Here is a 15,212-nt window from a genome sequence, read left to right as displayed (position 1 = left end):
GCAAGGAGTCCCGTCATGGTCACCGAACACGCCGGCCGCCCCGCGGCCGCCCGCAGCCTGGCTCTGCCCGCGTCCCTCACCCCGGCCCTGCTGAAGCAGCTGACCGCGCGCGTCTCGGCCGCCCCGGACGCCGCCCGCGTCACCACCCACGCCCCCTACACCGGCGTCCCCCTGGCCGACCTCCCGGTCTCCACCCCCGAGGACGTCGAGGCCGCGTTCGGACGGGCCCGCGTCGCGCAGAAGTCCTGGGCCGCCACGCCGATCGCGGAGCGCGAGCGGATCCTGCTGCGCTACCACGACCTCGTCCTGGCCCGGCAGGAGCAGGCGCTGGACCTGATGCAGGCCGAGAACGGCAAGACCCGCCGCGACGCCCACCTCGAAGTCGTCGACATCGGCATCGTCTCCCGCTACTACGCCCGCAACGCCGGCAAGTACCTCGGCCCCAAGCGGCGCCGCGGCGCGATCCCCCTGCTCACCCACACCACCGAACTGCGCCACCCCAAGGGCGTCGTCACCGTCATCTCACCGTGGAACTACCCGCTGAGCATGGCGGCCAGCGACACCATCGCGGCGCTGATGGCCGGCAACGCCGTCGTGCAGAAGCCCGACACCCAGACCGCCCTGACCGCCCTGTGGTCCATGGACCTCATGTACGAGGCGGGGCTGCCGGCCGACGTCTGGCAGATGGTCATCGGCCGGGGCAGCTCCATCGGGGACGCCCTGATGGACAACGCGAACTACATGATGTTCACCGGCTCCACCGCCACCGGACGCCAGATCGCCGCCGACGCCGGCCGGCGCCTCATCGGCGCATCCCTCGAACTCGGCGGCAAGAACGCCATGATCGTCCTGGACGACGCCGACGTCGAGAAGGCCGCCGAGGGCGCCGTCAACGCCTGCTTCCCGTCCGCCGGCCAGCTGTGCGTCTCCATCGAGCGCCTCTACGTGGCCGAGTCCATCCGCGACGAGTTCGTCGCCGCGTTCGTGGCACGGACCAAGAAGCTGAAGATCGGAGCCGCCTACGACTACAGCGTCGACGTCGGCAGCCTCACCACCCCGTCGCAGCTCAAGACCGTCACCGAGCACGTCGGCGACGCCGTCGCCAAGGGCGCCACCGTCCTCGCCGGCGGCAAGGCCCGCCCCGACCTCGGACCGCTGTTCCACGAGCCGACCGTCCTCACCGACGTCACCCCCGACATGACGGTGTACGACCACGAGACCTTCGGCCCGGTCGTGTCCGTCCACTCCTACCGCGACGTGGACGAGGCGGTCTCCCGGGCGAACGCCACGGCCTACGGCCTCAACGCCAGCGTCTGGTCGGGCGACGGCGCCCGCGGCAGGGCCGTCGCCGCCCGCGTGCACGCCGGCACGGTCAACGTCAACGAGGCCTTCGCCGCCGCCTGGGGCAGCATCGACGCCCCCATGGGCGGCATGGGCGACTCCGGCCTCGGCCGCCGCCACGGAGCCGAGGGCCTCCTCAAGTACACCGAAGCACAGACCGTGGCCCACCAGCGCCTCCAGGGCTTCTACCCGCCGAAGGGCATCACCCCCGAGAACTGGGCCGGCCTGCTGACCGGGGCGCTCAAGGTCATGAAGGCGATCGGCATGCGCTGAACGGCGATCGCCCCGGCCGTGCCGCCGCCCGGGCACACGAGCTCCGGCCGGTCCGCCGTCGCCCCACCCGCCACGGACGGACCGGTCCGAGCCGCGTTCCGCGGACCGCCCTCACCAGGAATCACGTGCGCGGCCCGAAGCCCCGGACGGTCCGGTCCGGGGCTCACGCCCGCTCCGTCCGCCTCGTCGTGGTCAGCCAGACGCGATGGAGGGGAAAGGAACTGCGACAGGAGGCAGCCGTGGGCGCGTGGATCTCCACCCCGTCGAAACCGGCTTCCTCGGCACGGTGGGCGGTGACGGCGAACCGGGTCACGGTGTCGTCGACCTGCCGCGGGGTCATGGCCGTCGGACGGCCGAAGCGGCTGCCGTGCTTGCCCAGGCTGACGCCGATGCCGGTGACCCCCACACGACACCCGGCACGGCGGAGGCGACCTGTCGGCCGGGGTGGTCGATCTGCATCCGGACCACCCCGCCGCCGGACTTCGCGGCCTTCGCGATCCGGTTCTTCAGCACCTGCCCGGAGCGCAGCAGCAGCAGCGAGAACAGCTCACTGATCACGCCGGTTCCCTCTTCCCTTTCGATCGCTTAGGATGTATGCACCGTTCACATAAGAATCGCGACATAAGCGGTGGACACATCAGGAGAGCGAGAGTGACCCATGTCACAGAACAGCACGTACCATCACGGTGACCTGCGGGCCGCCTGCCTGCGGGCGGCACGGGAACTGCTGGAGGAAGACGGCAGCGCGGGCCTGTCGCTGCGCGCGGTGGCACGGCGTGCGGGCGTCTCGGCCACGGCTCCCTACCGGCACTACGCCGACCGCGAGGCGCTCGTCTCCGCCGTCGCGGCCGAGGGGTACCGGGAGCTCGCCGAGGACCTGTCGGCGGCCCACCCCGCCCCGGCGGCGCCGGCCGACCTGGCGGCCGTCGCCGTCGCCTACGTCCGGTTCGCGCTCGACCACCCCGCGATGTTCCGCGCCATGTTCGCCGAGCCCTGTGACCCGACCAGCGAGGAACGCGTCGCCGCCACGGAGGCCATCTCCGCGTACGTCCGGGGCATCGTCCGGGACGCCTTTCCCGGCACCGGTGACACCGAGGCCCTGGCGACCACGGTGTGGGCGCTCGTCCACGGCCTGGCCTTCCTCCACCTCGACGGCAAGCTCGACGCCTCGACCCCCGAGGCCGTCGCCCAGCAGGTCCGCGCCTCCGTCTTCGCCCTGTTCACCGCCTCGCCCGCCGTCCAGTCGGCCATGGCGACCGGCTGACGGCGGGGGACGGGAATCCCGGTGTCGACGACCGAGGGGACGGCCTCACCGGTAGGTGAGCGTCCGGCGTCGGCGCGGCGATCAGGCCGGCCAAGGTGAACACGACGGCGTCACGTCCGCGGCCGAACCCTTCGGCCGGCGGGAGGGCGGGTTCCGTGCCGGTGCAGACCACGACCGCGAGCCGGGCGCGAAGAGTACGGACCGTGCCGGCCGCTCCGGTCACCTCCACCCGGCCCTCATCGGCGAGCCGTCCGTGGCCCCGACCGACGGCGTCGACCTCCCGCGCCCAGGAGTTGGCACGACGACGCACAACCGGCCGAGGACGAGAGCCCGCCGGGTCGGCCATCAGCGCCTGACGGCCTCTACGGGCCTACCGGCGGGGGACCACGCTCGTCTGCGACCGTGCTCGTCCGACGCCAGGTCCCCACGGCACCGAGGGCGTCGAGGGGAGGATGTGGGCAAGGGGTCGGCCGTGGAGCGCCGGGGCCGAGCCGAACGACAGGCGTCCTGCGGACCAGCGGAGTGCGCGCCGGCTGTGTGCCGTCCGGTCCCCCGCCGACCGCTCCCTGCTGCCGCCCCGACGGGCGCAGGTCCTCACGCCCCGACAGGCGCCGCTCGGCGCCGGACTGCGCCGCCGGCCCCATGTCCAAGATCTTGGCTGCGCTTCCGATCGCCCCGGGCATCAGATGCCTGTAGGTCTTGAAAGCGAGCTTTTCCAACCTCACGCCGACGTGTTCGGAAGGCAGCCACGCACACGGTCCGGGGCCGAGTCCGGACGTCAGGCTCCAGGGTCGTCGGCTGTCGGGGGCGATGGGCCGTCGCGCTGACCCGATCGGCTGCAGCCTCGGGCGTTTCCCGGGGGTCCACCGCGCGCGGCCGATGAGTTCCTGCCGCCCGGCCGGTCCCACCCCGCGTAGCCATCTGCCTCCCCGCAGGGTCACGAAGTACCGTATGGGCAAGCTTTCGGCTAGTCAGGCGGGAAACAGGGGGCATGATGGGAAGTGGGGTCCGGGCGCTGCAGCGCGAGCAGACGCGGCACACCCTGCTGAGCGAGAGCCGACGGCTCTTCTCGACGCACGGGTACGCGGCCGTCAACCTGTCGCAGGTCGTCGAGGCGGCCGGTGTGACCAAGGGTGCGCTCTACCACCACTTCGAAAGCAAGAGCGCCCTCTTCCAGGCCGTGCTGGAAGAGGTCCAGGAGGAGGTGGCCGCGTACGTCGCGGCGACGGCGGACGCCGAGGAGGACTCCTGGAGCCAACTCGCCTCGGGCTGCCAGGCGTTCCTCGACGCCACCACGAATCCTTCGGTCCAGCGCGTCATGCTGGTGGACGGACCGGCCGTGCTCGGCTGGCCGAGCTGGCGGGCGATGACCGCGGCCACCTCGGGCCGGCACCTCGCCGACGCCCTCGACACCCTGATCGCCGAGGGCGTCATCCCGGCGCAGCCCGCGGCGCCGCTGACACATCTGCTCTCCGGAGCGATGAACGAGGCCGCGTTGTGGCTGGCCTCGTCGGAGGACTCCGCCGACCTCGAGGCCACCCGGCTCGCGCTGACGCGGCTCCTGGAGGCGTTGCGGGCGAAGTGACGGCCGGCCGGGTCGCGGGTCAGACCACCTGGACGTCGATCCGGACGCCGTTGGGGTCGACGAGGGAACCGCGCCGCGGGTCTCCGCCCCGTACGGCTCCGTCGGCGGCGAGGCTCTCCCACAGTCCGGGGCGGTCCTCCACGTCGAGGGCGATCCGGACCGCGCGCATCGGGGTGCGGAACGCCTCGGGCAGGGCGGGGTGGGTGTGGTCGAGGAGGGCGAGCGTGGGGCGCCGCTCCCCCGTCCGGGCCAGCGCGGTGTACCAGGGGGTCGCGCGGGCGACGGTGAGCCCGAAGAGCCTTCCGTAGAAGCTGCGGGTCTGGTCCATGCGCGACGTGCAGATCACCGGACACAGGCTGGTTATCATCGAGACGACTCCGCTCACATACCAACGGTAGGTCAAATGACGCTAAGGGCGTACCGCAGGTATGTCAACGCGCCCTTAAGAGGGCAACGAGCGGGCGGCGCCCAGGACACGCCCTGGCGTGACGCCGGGGAGCGAGGATCGTTGAGGAACCGAACGGACGCATCTCTCGATCGGAACGGTGCCACGATGACCTCCTCGACCCTGACCAGCTTCTATCCGGTGATCTGCACCGAACTCCTCGAAGAGGCCGTGGCCTTCTACCGCACGCACTTCGGCTTCGAGACGACCTATACGAGTGACTGGTACGTCAGCCTGCGCCGGCCCGAACCGCCGTTCCACGAACTGGCGCTGGTATCCGCCGACCACCCCACGATTCCCGAGGGCCACCGCCGTCCGGCCGGTGGCCTCATCCTCAACTTCGAGGTGACGGACGTGGACGCCAAGTACGAGCGGCTGGTGCGGCGCGCCGGGCTCCGGGTCGCTCTGGAGCTGCGGAGCGAGGACTTCGGACAGCGCCACTTCATCGTGGCCGCCCCCGACGGCGTCCTGGTGGACGTCATCACGCCCATCCCTCCCACGGCCGACTACGCCGCCGCGTACGCCGCCGGCTCCAGCACCGGGGCATGACAGTTCGGCCCGCGTCCAGCAGGGACGCGGGCCGAACTCGGGCCGCCCTTACGGGGCGGGACGTGCCGTCACTTCTCCGCGCCCACGACCGGCGCCGCTTCCGCCGCGCCGTCCGACCCGTCGGCCTGACCACCCGTGGCAGGCAGCTTCACGACGGCGGCCACCAGCACGGCGGAGGCGACCGCGACAGCGGCCCCGAGGCCGCCGATGACGTTCAGGCCGTCGGTGAACGCCTCACGCGCGGAGGCCAGCAGCCCGGAGGCCGCCTCGGCGGACAGGCCTCGCGCGGCGTCGACCGCCCCGGCCAGCGTGTCACCGGCGTGGTCCGGCGCACCCTCCGGCACCTTGACGCCCGCGTGGTAGAGGGCGGCGCCGAGGCTGCCGAGGATCGCGACGCCCAGCGCCATGCCGAGCTCGGTGCTCGTCTCCGAGAGGGCCGCGGCCCCGCCGGCCCGCTCCGGCGGGGCGGCCCCGACCACGATGTCCGTGCCCAGTGCGATCAGCGGGCCGCCACCGGCGTACACGAAGGCGAATCCGGTCACCACCTGGGCGATGCCCGAGGTGCTGTCGGCCATGCTCAGCATCAGGTGGCCGACCGCCGAGACGAGCAGGCCGACCGCGACCACGTACGCGGGCCGGAAGCGGCTCGCCGCCATCGGGGACACCACCGCGGTGACGATCAGCGCGAACGCCGCCGGCAGCAGGTACAGGCCCGCCTTCATCGGGCTCAGCCCGCCGACGAGCTGCAGGAACTGGGTCACCATCAGGTACGTGCCGCCCGCCACCAGCATGCTGAGCAGCAGCGTCACCAGCGCGGTGCGGAAAGTGGCGGTCCTGAACAGCGCCAGGTCCATCAGCGGGTTCTCCAGGGTCCGCTGGCGGCGGACGAAGAGCACACCGACGACGAGGCCCACGACGAGGGCGGCGGCGGGCACCGCACCGAACCCGTCGTTGGCGATCTCCTTGAGGCCGTAGATCACCGGCAGAATGGCGGCGAGCGACAGGGCCACGCTCGTCAGGTCGAGGCTCCCGGCCTCCTCGTCACGGTACTCCGGCAGCAGCATCGGACCGGCCACCAGGAGCAGCGCCATGATCGGCACGCCCAGCAGGAAGACCGAACCCCACCAGAAGTACTCCAGCATGGCACCGCCCACCACCGGGCCGAGCGCGATGCCCACGGAGAACATCGTGACCCAGACCGCGATGGCCACACCGCGCTGCCGCGCGTCCTGGAACATGTTGATGATCAGGGCCAGGGTGGAGGGCATCAGCGTGGCTCCGGCGAGGCCCATCGCCGCCCGCGCCACGATCAGGGAGACCGGGCCGTCGGCGAACACGGCCGCCAGCGAGGCGAGGCCGAACGCGGCCGCGCCGATCAGCAGCAGCTTGCGGCGGCCGATGCGGTCTCCCAGGGTTCCCATGGTCACCAGGAAGCCGGCGATCAGGAAGCCGTAGATGTCGATGATCCACAGCATCTGGGAGGCGGAGGGGTCCAGGGCCGCGCTGATGTGTGGAACGGCGAGGTGCAGCACGCTCACGTCGATGGAGAGGAGCAGGGTCGGCAGTGCCAGCACTGCCAGACCCAGCCACTCACGTGGCGTTGCCTGTGCGGGGGTGTCGACGTCGGTGGTCAACGGTGTTCCTTTCGGGGACGTACTCATCGCTGCCCGGCGCGGACACCGGGCAGAGGCATGAGGGGCGCCGCCTGAAGCGGCGGGGTCGGGGCGGGCAGCAGAAGCGCCGTGACGGCGGCCGCGTGGGCAGGGGTGTAGAGGTAGAAGTGGCCTCCGGTGAAGGTGCGGTACTCGAAGGCCCCGGAGGTCTCCAGCGACCACAGGTGCATCCGGTCGCCGATCACCACCGGGTCGTCGACGGCTCCGAGGGCGAGGATCGGAGAGGCGACCCCGGACCGGGGACGCCGGTAGGTCTCCATGGCCTCCAGGTCGGCGCGGATCGCCCGGAGCGACGGACCGATCAGGTCGGCGCGGTCCCTCACCCCCGGAGACATCCCTCCTATGTCCGTCAGGTGCGTCAGCAGCTCCTCGTCGGTTCCGAGGTGGGCGAAGGGCGGCTCGCTGGGGAAGCACGGCGGCTGCCGCGCCGATACCGCGAGACGGACCGGAGGCAGGCCCTTGGACTCCATCGCGCGGGTGAGCTCGAAGCCGAGCACGCTGCCGAAGCTGTGCCCGACGACCGCGTAGGGCAGCGGTTCCAGCTCGGCGAGTTCGCCGGCCAGGGCCTCGACCATCGGCTCCACCCGGTTCACGGGCGGCTCACCGATGCGCGCGCCCCGGCCGGGCAGCTGGGCCACGACGCACTCGACGTCCTCCGGCAGCACCTGCCACCAGGAGCGGAAGGCGGAGGGCCACCCCCCGGCGTGCGGGAGCGCCACCACCCGGAACCGCGGGCGGACCCGGGACGCGTACCCCGGGCCACTCCCGGCGGTACGGCGGGCACCGCCGCCCACCTTCATCCACCAGCCGGTCATCCGGTCCCCGCGTCCCCGGACACGGCGTGTCCGGCAGTCACGGGCAGTCCGGCCGGCGGGCCGCCGGCCAGCAGCGGGTGGTGCTTCTCCAGGTGCAGGATCACCCGCTCCTGGTGGCGCTGGAGGCGCTGCCCCGGAAGGTGCTCCAGGGAGTGCAGGAACGGGTCCTCGGGCGTCGGCAGACCGGCGATCCCGGTTGCCGTGCCGAGCACCAGCATCGGCTGGTACCACGCCGAGTAGCCGCCCTCGTGGGCGAACACGACCCGGCCGCCCGTCAGTTCGTCGGCGAGCCGGACCATGGCCGAGGCCATGGCGTGGAAGGTCCGGCTGGTGCACATCATCCGGCCCATGGGGTCGTGGCCTCCCGCGTCCACGCCCGCCGCGACCAGGATCAGGTCCGGGCCGAAGGCGCGGGCCGCCGGCTCCACGATCCGTTCCATGACCGCGAGGTAGGCGCCGTGGCCCGACCCGGCCGGCAGCGGCACGTTGAGCGTGCTGCCCGTGCCCTCGCCGGAGCCGGTCTCCATGACGAGACCGGACGCGGCGGGAAACAGCCCGTCCTGGTGGACGGAGACGTACAGGACGTCGGGGTCCTCGTAGAAGGTGCGCTGGATGCCGTTGCCGTGGTGCACGTCCCAGTCGAGGATCAGCACCCGCCGCGCCCCGTGGCGCCGCGCCGCGCGGGCCGCCACCGCCAGGTTGTTGTAGAGACACAGCGCCATCGCCCGGTCGGGCTCGGCGTGGTGGCCGGGCGGGCGCACCAGGCAGTAGGCCCGGTCGAACCTGCCGTCCAGGACTCCTGTCGCGGCCTGGACACAGGCACCGGCGGCGAGCCTGGCCGCCCGCGCGCTGTGGTAATTGACGTGGGCGTACACGCCCGCGTCTCCGGCGCCGGCTGCCGAGGCGGCCTCGACCCGGTCGATGTGGCCGGGGACATGGACGAGGAGCAGTTCCTCGTCGGTGGCGGGCGCCGGGGTGTGGGCCGTGTAGTGGTCCATCACCCCGGTCGCCTTGACCAGGCCCTCGGCACGCCGCAGGTCGGGGTCGACCGCGAACTGCCGCAGCGGTTCGACGCCGGGCCCGACCGGTACGTATCCCGAGCCGGCGCCGGGGTCGTGCCAGAAGCAGATCTCGTGGCTGAACCACGCGAGTCGGGAGCCGCTCACCAGCCGGACACTCCCAGCGAGGCGCGGCTGACGCCGGACACCTTCTCGATGTACTGGAGGTAGTACTCGCGCTCCTCGTCGGGTGTGCGCTTGGTGCGCAGCGTCGTCTCCAGCAGACGGAGGATCTCCTCGGCCTCGGCGGGGGTCAGTCCCCTCTCGCCGATCTCCTTCTCCAGCGCGCGGATGCGCGCCGCCGGCTCCGCCACTCCGGACGCGAACGCCGCCGGGTCGCTGTCGTGGTTGCGGGTCGAGGCGATGGTCTTCAGAACCGCTCCGAAGAACGCCGTGGTGTCGGTCATGGTCTGATCCCCCTTGCTCGCGGTGCATCGGTCGGTACGTCGGTCGGTGCGGGTGCGCGGGGGCCCCCGTGCCGGGGAACGGTGCCGCGCGGGTGTGGTCGGTCAGTGGACGAGGCCGCAGGCGCGGCCGGCCTTCTCGAGCGTGACGACTGCCGCGTCCAGGTCGGCTTCGGTGTGGCTGAGGTTGACGATGGTCCGCAGCCGGGGAAGGGTCCGCGGCACGGCCGGGTACACGATCGGCTGGACGAAGAGCCCGTCCAGCTGGCAGAGCCGCGCCATCTCCACGGCCTGGTCGGCGCTGGAGCAGATCAGGGGCACGACGGGTGTCTCGCTGGCGAGCGTGTCGAAGCCCAGGGCGTGCAACTGGTCCCGGTACCGGGTGGTCCTGGCTCGCAGCTCACGCGGCAGGGACGGCGCGGCGGCCATCACCTCGACGGCGGCCTTGGCGGCGGCCACCTGGGCGGGCGTGGCCGCTGCGGAGAACATCCAGCCCCGCGCGTTGTTCTTCAGCGCGAAGATCAGGTCGCGGGAGCCGGCGACGTAGCCACCGGCACTCGGGACGGTCTTGGAGAGCGTGCCCATCTTGACGTGGACGCGGTCCGGGTCGATGCCGAAGTGCTCGGTGATGCCGCGCCCGGTGTCGCCCAGCACGCCGAGGCTGTGCGCCTCGTCGACCATCAGAGGGGCGTCGTACCGCTCGCACAGCTCCAGGATGCCGGGCAGGTCGGCCACGTCGCCGTCCATGCTGAACACGGCGTCGGTGACGACCAGGCGCCCGCCGTCCCCCGCCTTGCGCAGGGCGCGTTCGAGGTCGGCGAGGTCGTTGTGGGCGTAGGTGACGACCTTGGCGTTGGACAGCCGGTACCCGTCCAGGATGCTGGCGTGGTTGTAGACGTCGCCGATCACGGTGTCGCCCGGACCGACGAGGGCGCCGACCGTGGCCACGTTCGCCATGTAGCCGCTGGAGAACACGATGGCGTCCTCCGCGCCGAGGAAGCGGGCGAGGGCCAGCTCCAGCTCGCGGTGCAGGTGCAGGGTGCCGGCCAGCAGTCGTACGCCGTGGGCGCCGGTCCCGTGCTGCTCGACGGCGCGCAGCGCCTGGTCGTCGATGTACGGGTGGCCGATCAGCCCGAGGTAGCTGTACGAGGCGAAGTTCAGGAACCAGCGGCCGTCGAACTTGATGCGGGAGCCCGACGCCTCCTCGATCACGGGCTCGTAGAAGTACTCGCCCCTCGCGACGATCCCGCGGTCGTCGCCCGACAGCGCGTCGATACGGCGGTCGAGGAAGGTGCCCTGCGGGGCGTCGGCCAGCCGGCCGGGCAGGGTGCGGCGGGGAACGCGGGCCCCGGCGGGGGGCTTCGTGCCGGGGGCGGGCGTGACGGCGGGGTGGGGGGCGGCGGCGTAGTGGGGCACGGCCGCGGGGTGGGGCCGGGTGACGGGGACGGAGGATATGGCGGGGACGGAGGATATGGCGGGGCCCGCGTGCGGGTGCGGGGACAGCGGGCGGGCGGGCGCGGAGGCCGGGGCCGCGGGGGCCGCCGGGGCGGGCTCCGTCTGGCGGAAGCGGTCCCAGTCGGGCACGAAGCCATTGGCGGCCCGGGCGGGATCCGGCTCCGGTGCGGGCGGCCGACCCTGCGCCCGTACGGCGGTCGCCGGGGCCGGGGAGGCGGGAGTGGCGGGGGCCGCGTGGGGCGACTCGCGGAGCGCGGGTGCGGGCGGGGACGGCGCCTGGACGGCGGCGCGCGGGAGGGACTCCAAGTGCGTGAGGAGCGTGCCGACCCGGGTGTGCTCGAAGAACGCCATCGGGTCCACGTCGAGCCCGTCGGCGGCCAGCGAGGCCGCGAGTTCGACGGCCATCATGGAGTCGAGGCCCAGCTCCAGCAGGTCGTCCTCGGCGGAGACCGAGTCGAGGTGCAGGACCTTGCCGAGGGCGAGGGTGAGCGACGGCCAGAGGCCGGCGTCGGGCGTGACAGCAGTCATGGATGCGTCCTTCGCATTCGCGGCGGAGAGTACGTAGTGCGCGGGTGGGCGGCCCAGGGCCGTGTGGAGCAGTGCGATGCCGTCGTCCTCGGTGAGCGCGGCGACGCCGTGCGCGGCAGCCCTGGGCGCGATGCTCTCGCCCATACCGACCGTCCACAGGCCCCAGCCGAGGCTGTACCAGGGGAGGCCCTCGGCCCGTCTGCGGGCGGCGTAGCCGTCCAGGTAGCCGTTGGCCGCGGCGTAGGCGCTCTGGCCGAGGTTGGCCCGGACGGCCGCGATCGAGGAGAACAGGACGACGAAGGCGGGGTGTTCACCGCCCGAGACGAGCTCGGCGAGGGCGTGCGCACCGCCCACCTTGGGACCGAGGACGGCGTCCACCCGGTCGGGCATGAGGCTCCGGGCGAGTCCGTCGCGGAGCACCCCCGCCGCGTGGAACACCCCGTCGAAGGGACCGGACAGCGACTCCCCCAGGGATCGGACGTCCGCGGCGACGACCTGGAGGTCGCAGCGCTCGGCGAGCCGGTCGAGGCGCTCTCGCACCTCGCCCCGTGCGGGTACGGTCCGCCCGACCAGGGTCAGCCGGGCGCAGCCCTCGTCCGCGAGGAACTCCGCCACGCGTAAGCCGATGCCGCCCATACCGCCGGTGATCAGGAAGCGGCCGCCCCGGTACCGCACTTCGCTTGCGGGGGCCGGCGGTGCCGTCAGCAGGAAGGGCTCGTACCAGGTGCCGTTCCTGAGGGCGAGCTCCGTGCCGTTCCGGCGCAGCGCCTCCCAGAGCGAGGCCCCGTCGACGTCCTCCGCTCCCCCGGCCCGGTCCGGGCCGGGGCCCAGGTCGGCCAGGCGGACCCTGGTGCGCGGGTGCTCCGTGCGCAGGGTGCGGCCGAGGCCCCACAGGGCCGTCATGAAGGGGTCGACCTCGTCCCCGTCCGTCACCGCGTGCGCGGTGCCGGTGACGATCAGGAGGTCGGGCACGGGCGGGCGGGCGGCGAGCCGGCGGACCAGCGCGAAGACGTCCTGGAGGGCCTTGGTCGCCGCCGCCGCGTCGTCCGCCGGGCCGTCGGGGGCCACGTAGACGACGTCCTGGGGGACGGTGCCGTCCGGCAGGGCGGCGAGGCCCTCGTCGACGAGCCGCTCGGGCGTCAGGTGGAGGACGCGGTGGCCCCCGGTCTCACGGGGCGCGTGTGCCGCCACCAGCAGGACGGTGCGCTCGGCACCGGCCGCCGGGCCGCCGGTACCGGCGGCCGTCCCGGCACCGGCCGCCGGGTCGGGGCGGGCGGGTCCCTGGGCCGTCTCGCGCCAGACGAGGGCCTCGACCGTCGGGACCGCTCGTCCGGACGCCTCCCGTGTCCGCCCGGACCCGGCCTGTTCGCCTTCGGCGAGCGCCGAGGACGGGGCGGACACCGCGGACCCTCCAGGCGCCACCGACGCCACAGGCGCCACGGGGAGGGAGCCCGGTCGGGGCGCCGGGACGGGCGCGGTGGCGGTGTCTCCGGCCGGGGCGGGTGCCGCCGGGGCCGCGGCCTTGAGGGTGATCCGGTCCAGTTCCAGGAGTGTCTCCCCCTGCTGGCTGCAGACCACGGCCCGGCCGCGGACGGCGCCGCCGGTGTCGGCGGCCTCGTCCCTCTCGACCAGGGCGAAGACCGTACCGGAGATCCGGCGGCGGGCCACCAGTCGACCGACGTACCAGGGCAGGCACATGCCGGCCGAGCCGTCGTCGAGCATGCCGAGCGCCTGGAAGACGCTGTCGAGCAGCGGTGGCGGTACGAACGGGGGCACCGCGCCGCCGTCCGGCCTGTCCTCGGCCCGGAGCATCAGCAGCATGCGACCGGGGCCCCGGTGCGCCGACCGGACGACCCGGTAGGCGGGCCCGTACGAGATGCCGCTCGCGTCCCGCCACGCGGCCATGTCCGCCGGCGGAACCTGCTGTGCGCAGCCCGCCCCGAGCTCGGCCACGTCGACGTAGCGAGGCGGCGGCAAGGGGGTGCTCGACACCCGGGCGACGCTGTGCTCGACCGGCTCCGCACCGGGCGCCGACGGCAGGGAACGGACCGCCTGCCGGCCCTCCCCCGCCGCCGCCACCTCGATGGCGGCCTCGGCGCCGGGGACGGCCAGTGGCGTCTTGAACGCGATCTGCTCCAGCTGCCAGACCCGGTCGGGCAGGTCGGCGGCGCAGGCGGAGAGCAGTGCGTCGATCTGGGCGGCGGCGGGAACGACCGGGACACCGCCGATCCGGTGGTCGGCGACCAGCGGATCGGCGGCCCTGAGGGTGATCCGACGGGCGCTCACGTACGCAACCCGAAGGTTCCTGTGGCCCGCACGAGGCCGTTCACCTGGATGTCGACGGCATGTTCGCCGGAGTAGTACACGCGCGTCTGGACCTCCCTGATGGGGTGGGACTTCTCCAGCGTCCGCTTCTCGCCGGGGCCGAGTTCGAGCGTGGTCAGCTTGAAGACCTTGGGGATGCTGCGCCCGTTCTTGCGGACGTGGTGCACCACGTAGTCGACGGCGATGCTGTGCCGTCGGTCGTCGGTGTTCTCGATGTCGAAGTCGATGACGAGGGTGTCGCCGACGGTCACCGCGTCCGGGGTGATCCGCAGCCGGGGTACCAGCACGTGCTCGCCGCCGGTCGCCCCGAGCAGGCCCAGGGCCTGCTGGTCGCCCTTCTTCACGAGGGTCCGCAGAGCGTGCTTGACGATCCACCGGGTCTCGGGAGTGGGGCTCTCCTCCAGCCAGCGCAGCGCCGTGGCGAGCGCGACCTCGGGGTGGTCCTTGGAGATGTCGTTGAGGTTGTTGGCGACGGACTTCCGTACGTACTCGGACGGGTCGCTGCGCAGCGGTTCGAGGACCTCCAGGACCGGCTGCGGGTCCTTGACGAAGAAGGCCAGCGTGCGATGCCAGGGCAGCCGGGGGCGGACGCCCTCGGTGGCCAGCCGACGCACGTTGTGGCTGGGGCTGACCGCCCAGCCGGCCACCTTCTCCATCGTCAGCTCGTAGTGCTGTTCGAGGTAGGGCCGGATGGCGTACTCGCCGGTGTGCCGCTTGGTGATCTCCTCGATGGCGTCGAGGGACAGCTCGGGGTGGTCGAGGCCGTACTCCTCGACGTAGCGGGCCACCGGCATGAGGAACCAGCTGCTGTTGAACATGCCTTCGCCCTCGGAGAGTTCGTCCTCGAGGATGGCGAGGAGGATCGGCACGGCCTTCGTGTAGTCCTCGGGGAGCCGCGTCCGCAGGCCTTCGGCGAGGACCAGGACCCGGTCCTTCAGCTCCAGTCCGGGGATGCGCTTCTCGGTCTCGGCCGCGTAGTCCTCCACGTCGAAACCGGGGTGGACGGCTCGGATCTTGCCGCCGATGAGGCGGGCCGCTTCACCGTTGAAATGACGCTTCAGTCCGTACTCGCTAGCCATGGTGCTGGTGCCTCTCGTTCGTGTGGTGCGGGTGTTGCACGTTGTTCGGAAGAGTGGGGTCGGGGGTGGATGGGGTCGGGGCCGAGGCCGAACGGAAGGGTTGGGTCGAGGTCGAGGGTCGGGCGGGGGTCGAAGGCGGGGGCGGGGTCGGTATCGGGGGCTGGGGTGCGTTCGGGTTCGCGTTCGGGTTCGGGGAGATCCAGTACCTCTGCCGGCGGAAGGGGTAGGTGGGGAGGGTCATCGTGCGATGGCCCTTGCCGGCATGCACACCAGCCCAGTCCACCGAACCCGCACCCGAACCCGCATACGCCGCCACAGCCGCATACACCTCCGCCTGATCCACCCGCCCACGCCGCAACGTCGACAACCACAACGACGGCTCAACACCCCGCCACGACGCACGCGCCAACGACGTCAA

The 15,212-nt window shown here is 72.8% G+C and carries 13 protein-coding genes; 5 read left to right on the top strand and 8 right to left on the bottom strand.

Annotated features, from left to right (window positions below; genetic code table 11):
* The first annotated feature begins 15 nt into the window (after window positions 1-15).
* On the top strand, window positions 16-1,614 hold the full coding sequence (locus ACF1ED_RS33495) for a succinic semialdehyde dehydrogenase (protein WP_391766995.1): 1,599 nt from the start codon (window positions 16-18) through the stop codon (window positions 1,612-1,614).
* Window positions 1,615-1,777: 163 nt separating this feature from the next.
* Here the strand turns inward: ACF1ED_RS33495 and ACF1ED_RS33490 are convergent, their stop codons facing one another.
* The gene (locus ACF1ED_RS33490; RefSeq protein WP_391767179.1) at window positions 1,778-1,927 is read right to left on the bottom strand and encodes a hypothetical protein; all 150 of its coding nucleotides are present in this window, start codon (window positions 1,925-1,927) and stop codon (window positions 1,778-1,780) included.
* Between ACF1ED_RS33490 and ACF1ED_RS33485 the strand changes: the two genes are divergently transcribed.
* The 3 genes from ACF1ED_RS33485 (at window position 1,862) to ACF1ED_RS33475 (ending at window position 4,463) form a co-directional block, all read left to right on the top strand.
* On the top strand, window positions 1,862-2,203 hold the full coding sequence (locus ACF1ED_RS33485; protein WP_391767185.1) for a hypothetical protein: 342 nt from the start codon (window positions 1,862-1,864) through the stop codon (window positions 2,201-2,203). The genes ACF1ED_RS33490 and ACF1ED_RS33485 overlap by 66 nt on opposite strands.
* Before the next feature lie 69 nt (window positions 2,204-2,272).
* Window positions 2,273-2,878 (top strand): TetR/AcrR family transcriptional regulator, encoded by a 606-nt coding sequence (locus ACF1ED_RS33480; RefSeq protein ID WP_391766993.1) that lies wholly within the window; start codon window positions 2,273-2,275, stop codon window positions 2,876-2,878.
* 994 nt (window positions 2,879-3,872) lie between these two features.
* Window positions 3,873-4,463: a TetR/AcrR family transcriptional regulator gene (locus ACF1ED_RS33475; protein ID WP_391767177.1), complete on the top strand. Its 591-nt coding sequence runs from the start codon at window positions 3,873-3,875 to the stop codon at window positions 4,461-4,463.
* A gap of 19 nt (window positions 4,464-4,482) precedes the next feature.
* On the opposite strand, the gene ACF1ED_RS33470 is transcribed toward ACF1ED_RS33475, so the two are convergent.
* The gene (locus ACF1ED_RS33470; protein WP_391766991.1) at window positions 4,483-4,809 is read right to left on the bottom strand and encodes a VOC family protein; all 327 of its coding nucleotides are present in this window, start codon (window positions 4,807-4,809) and stop codon (window positions 4,483-4,485) included.
* A 207-nt stretch (window positions 4,810-5,016) separates the two neighbouring features.
* Here ACF1ED_RS33470 and ACF1ED_RS33465 point away from each other — a divergent pair, with 207 nt between their 5' ends.
* The gene (locus tag ACF1ED_RS33465; protein ID WP_391766989.1) at window positions 5,017-5,457 is read left to right on the top strand and encodes a VOC family protein; all 441 of its coding nucleotides are present in this window, start codon (window positions 5,017-5,019) and stop codon (window positions 5,455-5,457) included.
* Between the two features lie 68 nt (window positions 5,458-5,525).
* Here ACF1ED_RS33465 and ACF1ED_RS33460 read toward each other — a convergent pair whose 3' ends face one another.
* The 6 genes from ACF1ED_RS33460 to ACF1ED_RS33435 all read right to left on the bottom strand — a co-directional run bounded on the left by ACF1ED_RS33460 (window position 5,526) and on the right by ACF1ED_RS33435 (window position 14,794).
* The gene (locus tag ACF1ED_RS33460; RefSeq protein WP_391766987.1) at window positions 5,526-7,118 is read right to left on the bottom strand and encodes an MFS transporter; all 1,593 of its coding nucleotides are present in this window, start codon (window positions 7,116-7,118) and stop codon (window positions 5,526-5,528) included.
* On the bottom strand, window positions 7,115-7,945 hold the full coding sequence (locus ACF1ED_RS33455; protein WP_391766985.1) for a thioesterase II family protein: 831 nt from the start codon (window positions 7,943-7,945) through the stop codon (window positions 7,115-7,117). Before ACF1ED_RS33455 ends, ACF1ED_RS33460 begins: the two co-directional genes overlap by 4 nt.
* Complete coding sequence (locus ACF1ED_RS33450; RefSeq protein ID WP_391766983.1) at window positions 7,942-9,111, bottom strand: class II histone deacetylase; 1,170 nt, start codon at window positions 9,109-9,111, stop codon at window positions 7,942-7,944. The genes ACF1ED_RS33455 and ACF1ED_RS33450 overlap by 4 nt, the downstream gene beginning before the upstream one ends.
* Window positions 9,108-9,410, bottom strand: coding sequence for a hypothetical protein (locus ACF1ED_RS33445; RefSeq protein ID WP_355967335.1), 303 nt, complete (start codon window positions 9,408-9,410; stop codon window positions 9,108-9,110). Before ACF1ED_RS33445 ends, ACF1ED_RS33450 begins: the two co-directional genes overlap by 4 nt.
* Before the next feature lie 102 nt (window positions 9,411-9,512).
* The gene (locus ACF1ED_RS33440; protein ID WP_391766981.1) at window positions 9,513-13,676 is read right to left on the bottom strand and encodes an aminotransferase class I/II-fold pyridoxal phosphate-dependent enzyme; all 4,164 of its coding nucleotides are present in this window, start codon (window positions 13,674-13,676) and stop codon (window positions 9,513-9,515) included.
* On the bottom strand, window positions 13,673-14,794 hold the full coding sequence (locus ACF1ED_RS33435) for a DNA alkylation repair protein (protein WP_391766979.1): 1,122 nt from the start codon (window positions 14,792-14,794) through the stop codon (window positions 13,673-13,675). The genes ACF1ED_RS33440 and ACF1ED_RS33435 overlap by 4 nt, the downstream gene beginning before the upstream one ends.
* Window positions 14,795-15,212: the final 418 nt, after the last annotated feature.

The sequence above is a fragment of the Streptomyces sp. NPDC014656 genome (assembly GCF_043084305.1).
Taxonomy (GTDB): Bacteria; Actinomycetota; Actinomycetes; order Streptomycetales; family Streptomycetaceae; genus Streptomyces.
Note: the sequence above shows the minus strand (reverse complement) of the source record. Positions and strands in the feature narration are given on the sequence as shown.